Here is a 17,969-nt window from a genome sequence, read left to right as displayed (position 1 = left end):
TTGACGGCAGCCGTCAAACGAGTAGCGGTCCGCAAGCAGAGCTTCGTAATGTGCTCATAGCCATCGGGCCACTTACCGCTCGAACCCGTTCCGTACGTCCCCGGGGGGAACCGTTATGTCTGTCGCCGGTCTCAGACGGGCCGCACGCGAGACCGTGTCCGGCCTCCCCAGGGAGTTCTGGTGGTTGTGGACCAGCACCCTGGTCAACCGCCTCGGGGCGTTCGTCGCCACCTTCATGGCCCTCTACCTGACCCTGGACCGGGGCTACTCCGCCTCGTACGCGGGGCTGGTCGTCGCACTGCACGGGCTCGGCGGGGTCGTCTCCTCGCTCGGCGCGGGGGTGATGACGGACCGGCTCGGGCGGCGGCCCACGATGCTGATCGCGCAGAGTTCGACCGCCGCGTCGGTCGCCCTGCTCGGGTTCATGGTCCATCCGGTCGCGATCGCCGCGGTCGCGTTCCTCGTCGGCATGACGAGCAACGCGTCCCGGCCCGCCGTGCAGGCGATGATGGCCGACATCGTCCGGCCCGAGGACCGGGTGCGGGCGTTCTCGTTGAACTACTGGGCGATCAACCTGGGCTTCGCCGTGTCGTCCGCGGGCGCGGGGTTCATCGCCGAGTACAGCTATCGGGCCGGGTTCATGGCCGAGGCCGCGATGACGCTGTTCTGCGCGGTCGTCGTCTTCCTGAAGGTGCCGGAGTCCCGGCCGGAGCGGACACCGGGAATCGTGAAGAGCGAGGCGGCCGCGCCCGAGGTCCGGCTCTCCACCGTGCTGCGCGACGGCCGCTTCATGAGCGTCGTCGGACTGTCCTTCGTGGTCGCGCTGATCTTCCAGCAGGGGTACGTGGGGCTGCCGGTGGCGATGGGTACGGACGGGCTCTCCAGCTCCGACTTCGGCACCGCGATCGCCGTCAACGGTGTGCTGATCGTGGCGCTCCAGATCCCCGCCACCCGCTTCATCCAGCACCGCGACCCGCGCCGGCTGCTGATCGTGTCGTCGCTGCTGGCGGGGTACGGATTCGGGCTGACCGCGTTCGCCGGGTCGGTCGCCGTGTATGCGCTGACGATCTGTGTCTGGACGGTCGGCGAGATCATCAACGCACCGGTGCAGAGCAGCCTGGTCGTCCGCCTCTCCCCGGCCCACGGTCGGGGCCGCTACCAGGGCATGTACACGCTGTCGTGGTCGGCGGCCGCGCTGGTCGCTCCGTTGATGTCCGGTCTGGTGATCGACCACTACGGGGCGACGTGGCTGTGGGGGATGTGCGGGGTGCTGGGGACGGTCGCGGCGCTCGGGTACTGGGTGCTCATGCGCGGGCTTCCGGCGGAGGAGAAGGTGACCGAGGTGGTGGCGGTGACGACTGCGGAGGCCGAGCCGGACGCGGCCTCGGGTACGCCGCAGGGCGTGGTGGAGCGAGCGGTCTGACCGGAGGTGGGGGCGGGTGAACGGCCCGCCCCCACCTGCTCGCTACGCGCTTGTCGCCGGTTCGCGCGGTGCGTTCCGCTGTGCGGATGCCGGTGCCGTTTCGCCCCGGTTCCGGGCCCAGAGGTAGTACACCGGTGTCGTCACGGCCAGGCCGACGAGCCAGGACAGGTCCGCGCCGCCGAGCGGTGCGACCAGCGGCCCCGTGTAGAGGGACGTGGCGACGAACGGGAGCTGGACGGCGATGCCGATCGCGTACGAGACCAGGGCCACCGGGTTGAAGCGGCCGTAGCGGCCGCCGTCCGGGAGGAAGAGGTCGCCGAGTGCGTAACTGCCGCGATGGACCAGGTAGAAGTCGATCAAGTTGATCGCCGTCCACGGGACGAGGACCACCAGCAGCACCAGCACGAGGTTCACGAACTGCGAGACGAAGTCGCCGGCCAGGCCGACCGCGATCAGCAGTGACGCCGCCAGGACCACGGCGGACACCGCACCGCGTGCCGCCTGGCGGGGCTGCCAGTCCGTACGGAAGGTCTGGCCGATGGTGATGAGCGAGAGCACCGCCCCGTACAGGTTCAGTGCGTTGTGGTTGACCACGCTGAACAGGAACAGCACCAGGATCACCGGGCCGAACGAGCCCGCCGCCGAGTCGAAGCCGGCCACCGTGTCGTCCGTGCCGGGTGCCGCGAGTCCGATCACCGTGCCCGCAAGGAACGCCAGGGTCGAGCCCAGGCAGGAACCCCAGTACGTGGCCCAGAAGGTGGACGCGGTGCGGACGGTGCGCGGCAGGTAGCGGGAGTAGTCGGAGACGTACGGGGCGAACGCCAGCTGCCACAGGGCGCTGAGCGAGACCGTGGCCAGCCAGCCCGCGAACGTGAAGCCGCCCCGGGTGAAGAAGTCGTCCGGAAGGCCGCGCGCGACCACGACCGTCAGGCCGGCGACGATGCCGATGCCCAGGACCCAGGTCGCCACCTTGTTCAGGGTGTGGATCAGCCGGTAGCCGATCCAGCAGATCACCGCCGAGCCGAGCGCACCCAGCAGGATGCCCGCGTCGACCGGGACGGCGGGCGCGAGGCCGTGCAGGGACTTGCCCGCGAGCACGATGTTCGACGCGAAGAAGCCGACGTACATCGCGGCCGCGACGACCACGATGAGCAGGGCGCCGATCGCACCGAACTGGGCGCGGCTCTGGATCATCTGCGGGACGCCCAGCTGCGGGCCCTGCGCCGAGTGCAGCGCCATGAACACGCCGCCGACGAGCTGCCCGACGATGATCGCGAGGACGCTCGACCAGAACGACTGATGGAAGACCTGGACACCCATCGCGCCGGTGACCAGCGGCAGCGGCGCGATGTTCGTGCCGAACCACATGGTGAACAGGTCCCGTACCCGGCCGTGCCGTTCATGATCGGGGACGTGGTCGATGGTGTGCTGTTCGACGGCGGCGGGCGCCGCGGGCGTGGTCGGTTCTGCGGGACCGGGCATGCGGACTCCCTGGGGACGGGGGGTGGGAACGGGGGTGAGGCGGACTCCATGGCGTACAGGTGCGGGTGGTCGGTGAGTCTCGAACGGTTTCAGTCAGCGGTCAAATAGTGATTTCGCAGCAGTTGCATCGGATTTATTGATGCAACCGCTCCGGCCAGGGGTCAGAATCCGGTCATGGCCAAGGACGCGAACTTCACCCTCGTACAGCTCCGGTACTTCCTCGCCGCCGCCGAGCTCGGCTCGATGACCGCCGCCGCGCAGCGCATCAACGTGTCGCAGTCGGCGGTCTCCACGGCCGTCACCCATCTGGAGCGCGAGCTCGGGGTCCAGCTGCTGATCCGCCGGCACGCCAAGGGACTGTCGCTGACCGGGGCGGGGGAGCGGTTCCTGCATGAGCTGCGTGGCTTTCTGACCCATGCCGACGAGCTCGCCGAGTCCGCCCGCAGCCTCGGCTCGGACCTGGTCGGCGAGCTGGCCGTGGGCTGTTTCCAGACCCTGGCCCCGTTCTATCTGCCGCGTCTGCTGCGGGAGTTCGGCGAGAACCATCCGGCGGTGCGGATCGAGGTGCACGAGGGGGACACCCCCGCGCTCCAGGAGGGCCTGCGGACCGGCGAGTGCGAGCTGGCGCTCCTGTACGACCTGGAGCTGGACGACGACATCGAGCGCGAGGTGCTGGCGATGGCCCCGCCCTACGCCCTGGTCCCGGAGGGGCACCGGCTGGCCGAGAGCGGTTCGGCGCGCCTTGCGGACCTCGCCGAGGAGCCGATGATCCTGCTCGACCTGCCGGTCAGCCGGGACTACTTCCAGTCGGTCGTCGCCAAGGCGGGCGGGGAGCCGCGGGTGCGCCACCGGACCAGGAGCTACGAGACGGTACGTGCGCTGGTCGCGGCCGGACAGGGCTGGGCGCTGCTCAACCAGCGGCCGGCGCACGACCGCACGTACGACGGCGCCCGCGTCGTCGACCTGCCGCTCGCCGACCATCTGCCCGCGCTGCCGGTGGTCCTGGCCAAGCTTCGGGGCGTCCGGCTGACCGGCCGGGCGCAGGCGTTCGCCGCCGTGTGCCGGGAGGCGCTGCGGGGCTGACCTCCGAGAACATCCCTGCATCTGGAAAATCTATGCAATAGAGCTAAAAGATCTGCTGTACGGATGACGAGCTGCCCTCCCATAGTGGTCAACCACCAGGACCGCACCACTCCAGGGGAGGCCGCAGCCCATGACGATCGCTCCGCACCACCCGGTCCAACCGGCCACCGGCCGCGCCGACTTCATCGCCGCGATGGGCAATGCCGTGACCGGTGTCACCGTCGTCACGACCGACGGTCCGGCCGGCCGGTTCGCCCAGACCGTGAGCGCCATGTGTTCCGTCACCGCCGACCCGCCGTCGCTGCTCGTCTGCGTGAACGAGCGCAGCCCGCTCGCCGCGGCCGCCGTCCGCAACGGCCACTTCGCCGTCAGCGTCCTCGGTCTCGGCCAGGCGCATGTCTCGGACGTCTTCGCCGGTCGGCCCGGTCCCGGAACCGCCACCGCCCCGTACGACTTCGGCTGCGCCGACTGGGACACGCACACCACGGGGTCGCTCCTGCTGCGCGACGCCGCCGCCGCCTTCGACTGCCGGCTCACCGATGCCGTCGTCTCCGGCACGCACCGGGTCCTGTTCGGTGCCGTCCTCGCCAGCGCCGTCTCCACGACGGCCCGCCCGCTCGTCCATCACGCCCGTACGTACGGCGCGCACCGCCCCCTGTGACCACCCGCACCGAAGAAGGAGTACGGAGATGATCCGCACCGGAGAGCAGTACCGGGAGTCGATCCGCGACGGACGCGACGTCTGGATCAACGGCGAGAAGGTCGCGGACGTCCCCGCGCACCCCGCCTTCAAGCCGCTCGTCGACATCCGCGCCCGGATCTACGACATGGCCCACGAGCCGGCGACCCGGGACACCATGACGTACACCGACCCGGAGACGGGCGAGGTCAACGCCGTGCAGCAGAAGCCGCCGCGGACCCGCGAGGACTGGGACGCCAAGCGCGCCGCCACCGACGCCGTGCTCAGCGATGTCGGCGGTGTCGTCACCCGCGTCGGCGACGAGACGATCGGCGAGGTCTGGTCGCTGATCGACGGCCAGGACGTCCTGAACGCCATCAACCCGACGTACGCCGAGAACGTCAAGCGCCACATCGACCTGGCCTGCTACGGCGACCCGTTCCACGTCTCCGCCAACACCGACCCGAAGGGCGACCGCTCCAAGCGCCCGCAGGACCAGGACCCGGACATGCTGCTGCATGTCGTGCGGGAGACGGACAACGGCATCGTGGTGCGCGGAGCCAAGTACGAGACGGCCGCCGCCTACTCCAACCAGGCGTTCACCAAGCCGACGATCGCCAACTGGGGCGACTCCGAACTCTCCGACTACGCACTCGGGTTCATGCTCGACATGGGCGCCCCCGGTCTGAAGTACATCTGCCGTACGGGCTTCGCCGGCGCCAAGCCGATCGAGGACTATCCGGTCTCCAACCGCTTCGACGAGGTCGACACGCTCGTCGTCTTCGACGACGTCGAGATCCCCTGGGAGAACGTCCTCTTCTACCGGGACACCAAGGCCGCCACCTTCATCCGCGCGACCCTGCACCGCTACAGCGCCTTTGCCTTCACCCAGCGCAATCTGCGGCTCGCGGACCTCATGATCGGCGCCGCGCTGTGGAACGTGAAGCAGACCGGTCTGGAGAAGCAGCAGGCCGTCCAGGAGAAGCTGGCCACCCTCGCCTGCTACCGCGAAGGCATCAACGCGCACCTCACGGCCGCGATCGCGATGGCCGAGCCCAGCCCCGGCGGGCTGCTCATGCCGAACCAGTCGCTGCTCTACACCGGCCGGGTACTGGCCTGTTCGCAGCTGCACGAGATGATGCACATCGCCCGTGAGCTGTGCGGCGGCCAGATCTGCATCACCCCGGACAAGGCGTCGTTCGACCACCCGGACACCAAGCCGTGGCTGGACAAGTTCTACTCGATCAACGAGCACTGGGTCGCCGAGGACCGACGCAAGCTTCTCGCGTACGCCCGTGACCTGCTGAACTCCGACTACGCGGGGCACCGGCTGACCTTCCAGCTGTTCGCGCAGTCGCCGCCCTTCGCCCACCTCGGCGCCGTCTACCGCAACTTCGACTGGGACGGCCCGCTCGACCTGGTCAAGGACGCGGCCGGGCTCTCCGACAACGTGCTCGGTTCGCTGGGGAGGTCCGCCAAGTGAGCCCCGTGCACGACCGGATCCGGTCCTTCAACACCGCCGACACGTATCCCGAGCAGGACCTCTCCAACGATCTCGCGCAGGCCGTCGTCGCCGACGGCACCGTCTATCTGCGCGGGCAGATCGGCCAGGACCTCGACACCCGCGAGAACGTCGGCGTCGGAGATGTCGCGGCCCAGGCCGAGAAGGCCATGGCGAACATCGCCATGCTGCTCGACGAGTGCGGCAGCCGGCTCGACGAGATCGTCAAGATCACCGTCTATCTGACGGACATCCGCTACCGCGAACCCGTCTACCGGACCATGGGGCGGTGGCTGAAGGGCGTGCACTACGTCTCCACCGGGCTGGTCGTCTCCGCGCTGGCCCGCCCGGAGTGGCTGGTCGAGATCGACGCCACCGCGGTGATCCCGGCCGAACGACGGGCGGAAGCCGCCGCCGTACGGGCCAAGGGGGTCCGGTGACCTTCTCGATCGCCGCCCGCTGCACCCGGACCGGACAGTTCGGCGTCGCCGTCACCTCCTCCTCGCCCGCCGTGGCCGCGCGCTGCGCCCATGTGCGGGCGGGTGTCGGCGCGGTCTGTTCGCAGAACGTCACCGATCCGCGGCTCGGTACCCGACTGCTCGACCTGCTGGGCGCGGGCAGCTCGGCGACCACGGCCGTGCGGGAGGTCGTTGTCACGGAACCCTGCGTGGAACACCGGCAGTTGACAGCTGTCGGGGCTCAGGGTCCGGGCGCCGTGTACTCGGGGGCGCGGGCGCTCGGCCGGTACGCGGAGGCCGTCGGCCCGGACGCCGTCGCCGCCGGGAACCTCTTGTCGGGACCCGGAGTCCCGCAGGCCATGCTCGACGCGTTCGCCGCCGACCCGGCCGCCCCGCTCGGCCGGCGCCTGGTGGACGCGCTGGCCGCCGGCGCCGCGGCGGGTGGAGAGGAGGGGCCCGTCCGCTCGGCCGGACTGCTCGTCGCCGACGAGGTCGCCTGGCCGGTGACCGACCTCCGTGTCGACTGGACGGACGGCGACCCGGTCGCCGAACTCGCCACTCTGTGGACGGTGTGGGAGCCGCAGGCCGATGCGTACGTACGCCGCGCACTCGCCCCCGGCGACGCACCCTCGTACGGCGTACCGGGGGACGAATGAAACCCGTACGCACGGCGGTTGCCGAGGTCGCCGACGAGGTGCTCGCCCTCAGCCACCGCATCCACGCCCACCCCGAGGTGGCGTGGGAGGAGGAGAAGGCGGCCCGATGGATCGGTTACGCGCTGAACGACCTCGGTTTCGACGTCCGGATGGGGACGGCCGGTCTGCCCACCGCCTTCACCGCCACCCTCGGGTCCGGGCCCCTGCACCTCGGCATCTGCGCCGAGTACGACGCACTGCCCGGCCTCGGCCACGCCTGCGGGCACAACATCATCGCGGCGGCCGCGGTCGGCGCCGCGGCCGGACTGGCTCCCCTCGTCGACGAGTTGGGGCTCACCCTCACCGTCTTCGGTACCCCGGCCGAGGAGGGTGGCGGCGGCAAGATCCTGATGCTGGAACGCGGCGCCTTCGACGGGGTGCATGCCGCGATGATGGTGCACCCGGGGCCGGTGGACGTCGCCGAGGCGGACCCGTTCGCCGTCGCCCATCTCAAGGTGCGCTACCACGGCAAGGCGGCCCACGCGGCGGCCTACCCGGAGCAGGGGCGCAACGCGGCCGACGCGTTCACCGTCGCCCAGGTCGCCATCGGACTGCTGCGTCAGCAGCTGCCGGGGCGGACCAGGGTGCACGGCATGATGACGCGCGGCGGCGAGGCCCCGAACGCCATCCCGGAGCTGACGGAGGGGCGTTGGTACGTACGCGCCGACACCCTGGAACAGCTCGCCGAGCTCCAGCCGCGGGTCGAGCGGTGCTTCGAGGCGGGGGCTCTGGCGTCCGGCTGCGAGCTGGAGATCGAGCCGGAGAGCCGCCCGTACTCGGAGTTCCGCAATGACGCGGAACTGCTGGCGATGTACCGGCGTACGGCGACGGAACTGGGCCGGCGCTTCGAGACCGGGACGCCCGCCGCGCGGATGAACCGGGCCTCCACGGACATGGGCAACGTGTCCCGGGTGCTGCCCGCCATCCACCCGTACCTGGGCATCGGTTCGCTGCCCGCCGTCAACCACCAGAAGGAGTTCGCGGCGCACTGCGTGGGCGCGGCCGCGGACCGTGCGGTGCTGGACGGGGCGGCGGCGATGGCCCTGACCGCCGCCGCGGTCGCCGCCGACCCGGTCCAGCGGGAACGGCTGATCGCGGGGCGGGGCTGAGGGAAATCACGGGGCGGGGCCGCCCCGCCTCGCCCCGTCACGGCTCCGCGCGGCCGTTGATGTCCTGCTCGACCCGGGCGCCGGGACCCGGCGCCCGCTCGATCCCGGGGACCCTCACAGTTCCGCGCGGCCCGTCGCGGCCCTCGCGTACCCCAGGATCAGCCGCTGCGCCTCCTCCGGTGTCAGCTGTGTGTTCCGGCTGACGATGTGCAGCCCGTACCCGTCCTCCAGCGCCACCAGGTTCCGTGCCACATCGGCCGCGCTTCCCGTGAGCGTGAACACCCCGGTCGCCGCGCCGACTTCGAGCACCGTCGTGTAGAGCGCGACCTCGCGCGCGAACAGTGAGGCCATCAGCGCGGCATGCCCGGAGCTGCGGTCCGCGCGGCGGTGCAGCTCGTACAGCAGGCTGTGCTGCGGATCGCCCGCCGCGGCGGGAAGTCCGCTGCCGATCAGGGCGCGCAGCCGCTCGACGGGGTCACCGACCGCGTCCGTACGGTCGTGGCGCGCGGACACGTAGCGCTCGACGGCGCCCCGGTGCACCTCCAGGACCAGCTCGTCCATCTCCGGGTAGTAGTACAGGACCGAGCCTGCCGACACCCCCGCCTCGGCGGCGATGTCCTTGATCCGCAGACCCTCCAGCCCTCGTTCGGCGATCGCGCGTCCCGCGGCGTCGACGAGGGCCTCGCGTCGTGCTGTCTGGTTCTTCGGTCTCCCCATGCGGTTAATTCTCTGTTACTTCGTTCAAATAAGGCAAGTTGGTGGTGCCCAAGTCATTGACGGCTACCTGGCGCGTTGTTTGAATCCATCTTCAAAGAATGGCGAAGGGGGTCGGATGACCGGCGACAGCACAGGGACGATTGTGGAACGGCGCACCATCGACGCCGTACCTCTCTCCGAACGCCACGGCCGCACGCGCGACCTGTTCACCATCTGGTTCTCCGCGAACCTCGGCCCGCTGACCGTCGTCACCGGAGCCCTGGCCCCCACCGCCTTCGGGCTCTCCTTCTGGTGGAGCCTGGCCGCGCTGCTCGCCGGACATCTGGGCGGCGGCTTCCTGATGGCACTGCACTCGGCGCAGGGCCCGCAGCTCGGGGTGCCGCAGATGATCCAGAGCCGCGGCCAGTTCGGGTACGTCGGCGCACTCGCCGTCGTCCTCGTCGTCATCGTCATGTACCAGGGGTTCTTCGCCTCGAACCTGGTCGTCGGCGCCCAGTCGCTGGGCCAGGTCGCCCCCGTCGGCGAGCGCACCGGCGTCGTACTGGGCGCCCTGGTCAGCCTGGTCGTCGCCGTCGTCGGCTACCGGCTGATGCACCGGATCGGCGCGCTCACCAGCTGGGTCTTCGGAGCCGTACAGCTGGCCGGCGCGGCCTGGCTGCTGTTCGGCGGGCTCCCCGACGGCTTCCTGGACCGCGGCGGTTTCAGCCTCGCCGGATTCCTCGGCATGGTCTCCGTCGGCGCGCTCTGGCAGATCGCCTACGCCCCGTACGTCTCGGACTACTCGCGCTACATGCCCGCCGACCGCGCCGGGGTCCGCTCGACGCTCTGGTGCACCTACGCGGGCTGTGTGCTCGGCAGCCTGCTCCCCATGGTGGTCGGCGCGGCGATCGGGCTGGCCGGCGGCGACGACCCGATCGCCGCCCAGAGCGACCTGCTCGGCTCCCCGCTCGGCCAGATCACCCTGTGGAGCTTCGCGGTCGTCACGATGCTCACCAACTCCATGAACCTGTACGGGGCGGTGCTCTGCGCGGTCACAGCCGTGCAGACGTTCGCCCACCGCTGGCTGCCACGCGCCACCGGCCGCGCCGTCATCGGAGCCGTACTCACCGCACTGTCCGTGGTCCTGGCCCTGGCCCTGGCCGACTCGTTCATGACCAGCTACCTCAACCTGATCTACGTCCTGCAGTACGTACTGATCCCGTGGACGGCGATCAATCTCGTCGACTTCTACCTGGTCCGGCACGGCTCGTACGACGTGGCGTCGTTCTTCGCCCGCGACGGCGGGATCTACGGCCGCTGGAACGTCACCGCGCTCGCCGTCTACGCGCTGGGCATCCTCGCCGAGATCCCGTTCATGGCGCAGTCCCTCTACACCGGGCCGCTCGCGCACGCCCTCGGCGACACCGACCTCGGCTGGATCGCCGGCCTCGTCGTCACCGTCCCCGCCTATCTGCTGGCGGCCCGCCTCACGGCCTCCCCTGCGACAAGGAGCGGGCTCCCGACGCCCTGCGACTCCGCTGGAGGCGTTGTCGTCAGTCACCGACTCCCCCATGGCCTTGAAGGCATGGGAGGGGCCCCCTCCGCGTCGACTCCCTCCTCCGCCTTGCCGTCGAAGCCGCATGACGCCGCTCGCTGATCCACTCCCTGTCGCAGGGGAGGCCGTCACCGCGCGCCGGTCCCACCCGGACGGCGCACCCGTCCCGGCACCCGCACCCGCATCCGCACCCACCTCCGGAGCACCCACGACATGAGCACCCGCACCCACGCCGACTGGCAACGACGCGCCACCGCGCTCGACTTCCGCACCCGCGCCTTCATCGACGGCCGCTGGACCGACGCCGCCGACGGGGCCGCCTTCCCCACCGTCGACCCGGCGACCGGGAGGACCACCGCGCACCTCGCGGAGTGCGGCGCCCACGAGATCGACGCCGCCGTCCGCGCCGCCCGCACCGCCTTCGACGACGGCCGCTGGTCCCGCGCCGACCCCGCCGTCCGCAAGCGCACCCTGCTGAGCCTCGCCGCCCTCATCGAGGCCAACGCACCCGAACTGGCGCTCCTGGACACCCTCGACATGGGCAAGCCGATCGCCGAGTCGTACGGCACCGATGTACCCGGCGCCGCGGGCTGCTTCGCCTGGTACGCGGAGGCCGCCGACAAGCTGTACGACGAGGTCGCCCCCACCCCGCCCGGCAACCTCGCCCTGGTGCGCCGCGCACCGCTCGGCGTCGTCGGCGCCGTCGTGCCGTGGAACTTCCCACTGGACATCGCGGTCTGGAAGCTGGCCCCCGCACTCGCCGCCGGCAACAGCGTCGTGCTCAAGCCCGCCGAGCAGTCCTCGCTCTCCGCGCTGCGCCTCGCCGAACTCGCCGCCGAGGCCGGTCTGCCCGACGGTGTCCTGAACGTCGTGCCCGGCCCCGGGGAGACCGCGGGCCGCGCCCTCGGCCTGCACCCGGACGTCGACACCCTCGTCTTCACCGGCTCCACGGCCGTCGGCAAGAGGTTCCTGGCGTACGCGGCCGAGTCCAACATGAAGCAGGTCTGGCTCGAAGCGGGCGGCAAGAGCCCCAACCTCGTCTTCGCCGACGCCGACCTCGACGCCGCCGCCGAACGCGCCGCCTGGGGCTTCCTCTACAACGCCGGCCAGGTCTGCTCCGCCAACACCCGCCTCCTGGTCCACGCCTCGATCGCCGAGGAGTTCACCGCCCGGGTCGTCGACCACACCGCCGCCTACGTGCCCGGCGACCCGCTCGACCCGGCCACCCTCCTCGGCCCGCTCGTCGACGACCACCAGGTCAGCCGCATCATCGAGGCGGTCAAGGAGTCCGGCGGCGACATCGCCTGCGGCGGCACCCGCCCCGACCGCCCGGGCGCCTACCTCGATCCGACCGTCGTCACCGGCCTCGCCCCCGACGCACCGCTCGCCCGCGACGAACTCTTCGGCCCGGTCCTGACCGTGCTCCCGTTCACCGACGAGGCGGCAGCGATACGGATCGCCAACGACTCCCCGTACGGGCTGGCCGCCTCCGTCTGGACCCGCGACCTGGCCCGCGCCCACCGGGTCGCCGACGCGCTGCACGCGGGCACGGTCTCAGTGAACACCGTCGACGCACTCAGCCCCGCCACCCCCTTCGGCGGCTTCAAGCAGTCCGGGTTCGGGCGCGACCTCTCCCTGCACTCGTTCGACAAGTACACCGGCCTCAAGACGACCTGGATCGCGTACGCATGAGCACAGTCCCCGCCACCGCAACCACACCCGGCGCCGCCGGGCTCCTGGCCGAGATCGACCGCCGCGCCGACGACCTGATCGGCCTCACCTGCGACCTGGTGCGCTTCGACACCACCGTGCGCGGCGACGCCTCCGAATCCTCCCGGGACGAGGCCGACCTCCAGGAGTACCTGGCCGGCCGGCTGCGCCGGGCCGGAGCCACCGTCGACGTCTTCACCCCGAAACCGGGCGACCTGCCCGACTCCCCGCAGACTCCGCCGGGCCTCGGCTTCGACGGCCGCCCCCAGCTCATCGCCCGCTTCCCCGGTACCGGCGGCGGCCGCTCGCTCCTCTTCAACGGCCACATCGACGTCGTGTCCGCGGAACCGAGGAGCGAGTGGACCAGCGACCCGTTCCGCGCCGAGGTCCGCGACGGACGGCTGTACGGGCGCGGCACCTGCGACATGAAGGGCGGCATCGCCGCGGCCGTCATCGCCGCCGAGACGCTCGCCTTCCTCGGCTTCCGGCTCCCCGGCGACCTGCTGATCAACACGGCGACCGACGAGGAGTGGAACGGCGCGGGCACCCTCGCCTCCGTCGGGTACGGGGTACGCGCCGACGCGGCGGTCGTCCCCGAGCCCACCGACCTCGACGTCGTCACCGCACAGCGCGGCATCCTCGGCGGCAGGGTCACCGTCGCCGGCCGCCCCGGGCACGCCGAACACCCGCCGGGGGACTGGCGCAGCGGCGGCGCCGTGAACGCCATCGAGAAGACCCTGCCGGTCCTCGCCGCCCTCGGGCGGCTGCGCGAACGCTGGGCCGACGACCCGGCGCACCGGCACCCGCTGCTCCCGCCGCCGTCCATCGTGCCGACCACCATCAAAGGCGGCGAATGGTGGGTGACCTACCCGGCGTCCTGCGAAGTCGCCCTGGACATCACCTACCTGCCGGTCCAGGCGGACGGCGGCGGCTGGGCGAGCCGGGTCCGGGACGACATCGAACGGACCGTACGCGACGCCTGCGCCGGTGACGGCTGGCTCACCGCGCACCCGCCCCGGTTCGCCTGGGACACCGAACTCCCGCCCGCCGAAGTCCCCGCCGGACACCCGCTCGTCCACGCACTCGCCGCGTCCGCCACCGCACTCGGCCGAACCCCGCGCGTGCTCGGCGAGCCCTCCTGGACGGACGCGGCGACCCTGACCCGCCTCGGCAACACACCCGCCGTCTGCCTCGGCCCGACGGCCACCCGCCCGGACGGCTCCCCGACCCTCCACACCATCGACGAATACATCGAGGTCGCCGACCTGATCGACACGGCGAAGGCGCTGGCACTGGCCGCGCTCTCGATGACCGCACCCGCACAGCACCCGCACCCGCACGCGTAAGGACGTACGACGATGACCCTCACCCACGCAGAACTCGCCGCCACCGACCGGGCGCACATCATCCACCCCTACCTCCCCGGCACCGCCGAAGAGCGCGTCATCATGACCGGCGGCTCCGGCTGCCGCCTCACCGACGCCGAGGGACGCTCGTACCTCGACGCGACCGGTGGGCTCTGGCTCGCCCAGGTCGGCCACGGCCGCGAGGAGATCGCCCGGGTCGCCTTCGAGCAGATGAAGCAGCTGGAGTACTTCACCAGCTTCTGGGAGTTCTCCAACGACCGTGCCATCGAGCTCGCCGCCCGGCTGGCCTCCCTCGCCCCCGAGGGCCTGAACCACGTCTACTTCACCTCGGGCGGCTCCGAGGGCAACGAGGCCGCGATCAAGATGGCCCGCTACTACCACCACCGGCGCGGCGAGTCGTCCCGCACCTGGATCCTGGCCCGTGACAAGGCGTACCACGGCATCGGCTACGGCGGCGGCTCCGCCACCGGATTCCCGGTCTACCACGAGGGGTTCGCCCCGATGATGCCGCACGTCTCGCACCTCACCCCGCCGTGGCCCTACCGCACCGAGCTGTACGGCGGCGAGGACCCCACCGACTTCCTGATCCGGGAGCTGGAGGCACGCATCGCCGAGATCGGACCCGGCAACATCGCGGCGATGATCGGCGAACCCATCATGGGCGTCGGCGGCATGCTCGTACCGCCGGCCGACTACTGGCCGCGGGTCCGCGACGTCCTCGACCGGCACGGCATCCTGCTCATCTTCGACGAGGTCGTCACCGCGTACGGGCGGGTCGGGGAGTGGTTCGCCGCCCAGCACTTCGGTGTCGTCCCCGACATCATCACCACCGCCAAGGGCATCACCTCCGGCTACACCCCGCTCGGTGCCCTGCTGGTCGCCGACCACGTCGCCGAGGCGCTCCTGCTCGACCACGGCTTCCCGATGGGCTACACGTACAACGGCCACCCCGTCGCCGCGGCCGTGGCCCTCGCCAACCTCGACATCATCGAGCGCGAGGGGCTGCTGGCGCGCGCGGTCGGTCTCGGCGCCCACCTCCACGCCGAACTCGAAGCGCAGCTGGGTGAGTTGCCGATCGTCGGCGAGATCCGCTCGGTGGGCATGATGCTCGCCGTCGAACTCGTCACCGACCGCGAGTCGCGCACACCGCTGCCGCTCGACCCCGCCCGGATGCCGCACGACGTCATCCGCCGCGAGACGGGCGTCATCGTGCGCGACTCGGCCCACAGCCTGGTGCTGTCGCCGCCGCTGATCATGACGGAGGCAGAGGCGAAGGAGGCAGCGGTGGCGCTGAGGTCCGTACTGGAGCGCACCGGCCCGGACGGCACGATCGTGGGCTGACCCGCCGCCCGACACCACGGCCGGGGGCGCCGCCCCGCCAGGAGCTCCGCCCCCGGCCCTCCGCTCCTCGATCACCGGAGGGGCTTGATCCCGCCACCACCGCTCCCCCTCCCGTCACCCCCGGACCGCCGTGAGGACCGACCGTGCCCCAAGCTCCCTCGCCACGCACCCACACCCCCGTTCCCCACCTCCACCGCAGCCTGCGTCGTTTCGACATCACGGCGATGGGTGTCGCCGCCGTCATCTCGTTCGACACCGTCGGCCAGATCGCCACCGGCGGAGGCGAGGCAGTCACCTGGACCGCCGTGATCGCCGTCCTCTTCCTCGTCCCGTACGCACTGCTCTTCGCCGAGACGGGGGCGGCGTTCCCGCAGGAGGGCGGACCGTACGTCTGGGTGCAGCGCGCCTTCGGCCGGCTGCCCGCCGCGCTCACCACGCTCTTCTACTGGGTCACCAACCCCATCTGGCTCGGCGGTTCCCTCGTCTTCATCGCCGCCGAGACCTGGGACGGTTTCGTGTTCCACCTCGGTGAGGGCACGTTCTCCGACTACGCGTTCAAGTTGCTGTTCATCTGGATCGCGATCCTGACCGCCGTCGTCTCGCTGCGCCGCGGCAAGTGGATCACCACTGCGGGCGCCGCGGTGAAGGTCCTCGCGCTCACCCTCTTCACCGGCACGGCCGTCGCGTACGGCATCGGCCACGGCTTCCGCGGCCTCGACAGCGCCTCCTTCCCGCCCACCACCGCGGGCTTCCTGGCGCTCGTCCCGGTCCTGCTCTTCGCGTACGTCGGATTCGAGGCGCCCAACGCGGCGGGCGAGGAGATGCTCGACCCGCAGCGCGACGTCCCCGCGGCGCTCGGCCGGTCCGCCCTGATCGCCGCGGCCTGCTACCTGCTGCCGGTCTTCGCGATCCTCGCCGTCGTCCCGGCCGGGCAGGTCACCGGCATCGGAGGCTTCATGGAGGGCGCCCGGCTGGTCTTCGGGGTGTACGGCTCCGCGAGCGGCGCGGTCCTCACCACAGTTGCCGTCATGTTCGTCTTCGCGCTGCTCACCCAGGGCAGTGCCTGGATGATCGTCAGCGACCGGATGCAGGCGATGGCCGCCGCGGACGGCGGCTTCTTCAGCCGCTCACTGGGCGCCTTCCACCCGAAGCTCGGCACGCCGGTCCGGACGAACCTGCTCTCCGGCGTGATCGCGACGCTCTTCATGCTCGTCGCGATGCGGCTGGCCGCGGGGGACGCGGCAGCGGTCTTCGGTGTCGTCCTCACCGTCGCCGTGACCACGCTGCTGCTTTCGTACCTGATGGTCGTCCCGGCCCTGGTGGTGCTGCGGCTGCGGCACACCGACGAACCGCGCCCGTACCGGGTGCCGTTCGGCACGCCCGGGTTCCTGATCTGCGCCGGTCTCGTCTACGCCTGGATCCTGGTCGGATCGTGGTCGGCGCTCTTCCCGGGCACGCTGGAGCCGGTGCTCGGCATCCGGTACGACTTCCACGAGGTGTGGGGCGTGTCCCGGCTGTCGTTCGAGGTCTTCACCCTGGGCACGGTGCTGGTGCTGTTGCTGATCGGCGCCGTCGGCCACACGGTGGCCCGTATCCGCCGCGTCCCGGAGCCCGTCATCGCCTGAAACGGCACTGCCCACAACGCCACCGGACCGGCGCCCCCCGCAGGGGGCGCCGGTCCGGTGGCGTTGTGGGCAGCCTCAGTCAGCCGCCGCACTGGCACGGGGCGCCCGACTGGCAGCCGCACCCGCAGCCCGAACCACAGCCGCAGGCACCGAGCACCGTCAGATGGACCACTTCAGCGGGTGTCTCCTGCTGCGGGTCGGTCGTGGGGGAGTCGGCCATCGTTCCTCCTCTAGGACGTACATCCAGACGTACGGCAGGGCCGTACGACCGACAGCGACGTACGACCGGGGCGTACCACCAGGCGTTCCGCCTGCCGCCCCATCCCATTCATGCCCACTCCAGCCGCCCCATCAACGGCGCACAGACGGCGCATCCAAGGCACACCCGCGCAAAACGCGCGGTCTCCTACCCGCTACGCGCCCTCTACCGACGCCGCATTCTGGATGTCGTCCGCGTGTTCACCCGTCACCAGATAGACGACCCGCTTGGCGACCGACACCGCGTGGTCGGCGAAGCGCTCGTAGTAACGGCCGAGCAGCGTCACGTCGACCGCGGTCTCGATGCCGTGCTTCCAGCGGTCGTCCATCAGGTGCTGGAACAGCGTGCGGTGCAGCAGGTCCATCTCGTCGTCGTCCTGCTCCAGCTGGAGCGCCAGGTCGACGTCCTTCGTGATGATCACCTCGGCGGCCTTGGCCATCAGGCGCTGCGCCAGCTGCCCCATCTCCAGAATGGTGGCGTGCAGGTCGTGCGGCACCGCCGACTGCGGGAAGCGCAGCCGGGCCAGCTTGGCCACGTGCTGGGCCAGGTCGCCCGAGCGCTCCAGGTCGGCACTCATCCGGAGCGACGTGACCACGATCCGCAGATCGGTCGCCACGGGCTGCTGGCGCGCGAGGAGGGCGATCGCCCGCGCCTCCAGGTCGTGCTGGAGGTCGTCGACCTTCTGGTCCGCGGCGATCACGCTCTCCGCGAGCTTGAGATCGGCGTCGAGCATGGACGTCGTCGCCCGGCCGATCGCCGACCCGACGAGCCGGGCCATCTCGACCAGGCCCTCTCCGATCGAGTCGAGTTCCTCGTGGTAAGCGTCGCGCATGGAAGTCCCTCTCCAGTCCTCACTAAGGCCGGGGCCAGATCTGAACCCCACGCTCTCACCCTGTGGGGTGTACGCGTCCGGATCCGGCCGACCAAGTGAACCAGCACTTGCTCCTCGGTGAACTCTGGGCGACGAGTGTTCGAGTACGCCCTCG

At 71.1% G+C, this 17,969-nt stretch carries 16 protein-coding genes; 12 read left to right on the top strand and 4 right to left on the bottom strand.

The features are described from left to right. Positions 1 to 115: 115 nt before the first annotated feature. Positions 116 to 1,423, top strand: coding sequence for an MDR family MFS transporter (locus OG395_RS26205; protein WP_327245112.1), 1,308 nt, complete (start codon positions 116 to 118; stop codon positions 1,421 to 1,423). 42 nt (positions 1,424 to 1,465) lie between these two features. Here the strand turns inward: OG395_RS26205 and OG395_RS26200 are convergent, their stop codons facing one another. Beyond that, complete coding sequence (locus tag OG395_RS26200; RefSeq protein WP_327245111.1) at positions 1,466 to 2,905, bottom strand: purine-cytosine permease family protein; 1,440 nt, start codon at positions 2,903 to 2,905, stop codon at positions 1,466 to 1,468. 174 nt (positions 2,906 to 3,079) lie between these two features. On the opposite strand from OG395_RS26200, the gene OG395_RS26195 reads away from it, so the two are divergent. The 6 genes from OG395_RS26195 (at position 3,080) to OG395_RS26170 (ending at position 8,430) form a co-directional block, all read left to right on the top strand. Then, positions 3,080 to 3,988: a LysR family transcriptional regulator gene (locus OG395_RS26195; RefSeq protein ID WP_327245110.1), complete on the top strand. Its 909-nt coding sequence runs from the start codon at positions 3,080 to 3,082 to the stop codon at positions 3,986 to 3,988. A 130-nt stretch (positions 3,989 to 4,118) separates the two neighbouring features. Further along, positions 4,119 to 4,649 (top strand): flavin reductase family protein, encoded by a 531-nt coding sequence (locus OG395_RS26190; RefSeq protein ID WP_327245109.1) that lies wholly within the window; start codon positions 4,119 to 4,121, stop codon positions 4,647 to 4,649. 28 nt (positions 4,650 to 4,677) lie between these two features. Further along, positions 4,678 to 6,150, top strand: a complete 1,473-nt coding sequence (locus OG395_RS26185; RefSeq protein ID WP_326792602.1) for a 4-hydroxyphenylacetate 3-hydroxylase family protein — start codon at positions 4,678 to 4,680, stop codon at positions 6,148 to 6,150. Next, positions 6,147 to 6,608, top strand: coding sequence for a RidA family protein (locus OG395_RS26180; protein ID WP_266983154.1), 462 nt, complete (start codon positions 6,147 to 6,149; stop codon positions 6,606 to 6,608). Before OG395_RS26185 ends, OG395_RS26180 begins: the two co-directional genes overlap by 4 nt. Then, on the top strand, positions 6,605 to 7,282 hold the full coding sequence (locus OG395_RS26175; RefSeq protein ID WP_327245108.1) for a DUF1028 domain-containing protein: 678 nt from the start codon (positions 6,605 to 6,607) through the stop codon (positions 7,280 to 7,282). Before OG395_RS26180 ends, OG395_RS26175 begins: the two co-directional genes overlap by 4 nt. After that, positions 7,279 to 8,430 (top strand): M20 family metallopeptidase, encoded by a 1,152-nt coding sequence (locus OG395_RS26170; RefSeq protein ID WP_327245107.1) that lies wholly within the window; start codon positions 7,279 to 7,281, stop codon positions 8,428 to 8,430. Before OG395_RS26175 ends, OG395_RS26170 begins: the two co-directional genes overlap by 4 nt. A 114-nt stretch (positions 8,431 to 8,544) precedes the next feature. On the opposite strand, the gene OG395_RS26165 is transcribed toward OG395_RS26170, so the two are convergent. Then, positions 8,545 to 9,147, bottom strand: a complete 603-nt coding sequence (locus OG395_RS26165) for a TetR/AcrR family transcriptional regulator (protein ID WP_327245106.1) — start codon at positions 9,145 to 9,147, stop codon at positions 8,545 to 8,547. Positions 9,148 to 9,262: 115 nt separating this feature from the next. Here OG395_RS26165 and OG395_RS26160 point away from each other — a divergent pair, with 115 nt between their 5' ends. From OG395_RS26160 to OG395_RS26140, 5 genes are all read left to right on the top strand, one after another. Continuing rightward, on the top strand, positions 9,263 to 10,783 hold the full coding sequence (locus OG395_RS26160) for a purine-cytosine permease family protein (RefSeq protein ID WP_327245105.1): 1,521 nt from the start codon (positions 9,263 to 9,265) through the stop codon (positions 10,781 to 10,783). Between the two features lie 111 nt (positions 10,784 to 10,894). Continuing rightward, positions 10,895 to 12,373: an aldehyde dehydrogenase gene (locus OG395_RS26155; RefSeq protein ID WP_327245104.1), complete on the top strand. Its 1,479-nt coding sequence runs from the start codon at positions 10,895 to 10,897 to the stop codon at positions 12,371 to 12,373. Further along, a complete protein-coding gene (locus OG395_RS26150; protein WP_327245103.1) occupies positions 12,370 to 13,737 on the top strand; it encodes an ArgE/DapE family deacylase in 1,368 nt (455 codons plus the stop codon). The genes OG395_RS26155 and OG395_RS26150 overlap by 4 nt, the downstream gene beginning before the upstream one ends. Positions 13,738 to 13,749: 12 nt before the next feature. Beyond that, positions 13,750 to 15,099 (top strand): aminotransferase family protein, encoded by a 1,350-nt coding sequence (locus tag OG395_RS26145; RefSeq protein ID WP_327245102.1) that lies wholly within the window; start codon positions 13,750 to 13,752, stop codon positions 15,097 to 15,099. 143 nt (positions 15,100 to 15,242) lie between these two features. Further along, positions 15,243 to 16,724, top strand: coding sequence for an APC family permease (locus tag OG395_RS26140; protein WP_327245101.1), 1,482 nt, complete (start codon positions 15,243 to 15,245; stop codon positions 16,722 to 16,724). Positions 16,725 to 16,803: 79 nt separating this feature from the next. On the opposite strand, the gene OG395_RS26135 is transcribed toward OG395_RS26140, so the two are convergent. After that, positions 16,804 to 16,944 carry a hypothetical protein gene (locus OG395_RS26135; RefSeq protein ID WP_266983138.1) on the bottom strand — a complete coding sequence of 47 codons (141 nt, stop codon included), beginning with the start codon at positions 16,942 to 16,944 and terminating at the stop codon, positions 16,804 to 16,806. Between the two features lie 193 nt (positions 16,945 to 17,137). Beyond that, entirely contained in the window at positions 17,138 to 17,815 is a 678-nt protein-coding gene (gene phoU, locus OG395_RS26130) for a phosphate signaling complex protein PhoU (protein ID WP_327245100.1), read from the bottom strand. Positions 17,816 to 17,969 lie beyond the last annotated feature (154 nt).

The organism is Streptomyces sp. NBC_01320 (assembly GCF_035974375.1).
GTDB classification, from domain to species: domain Bacteria; phylum Actinomycetota; class Actinomycetes; order Streptomycetales; family Streptomycetaceae; genus Streptomyces; species Streptomyces yanii.
This window is presented reverse-complemented; position numbering and strand designations above follow the sequence as displayed.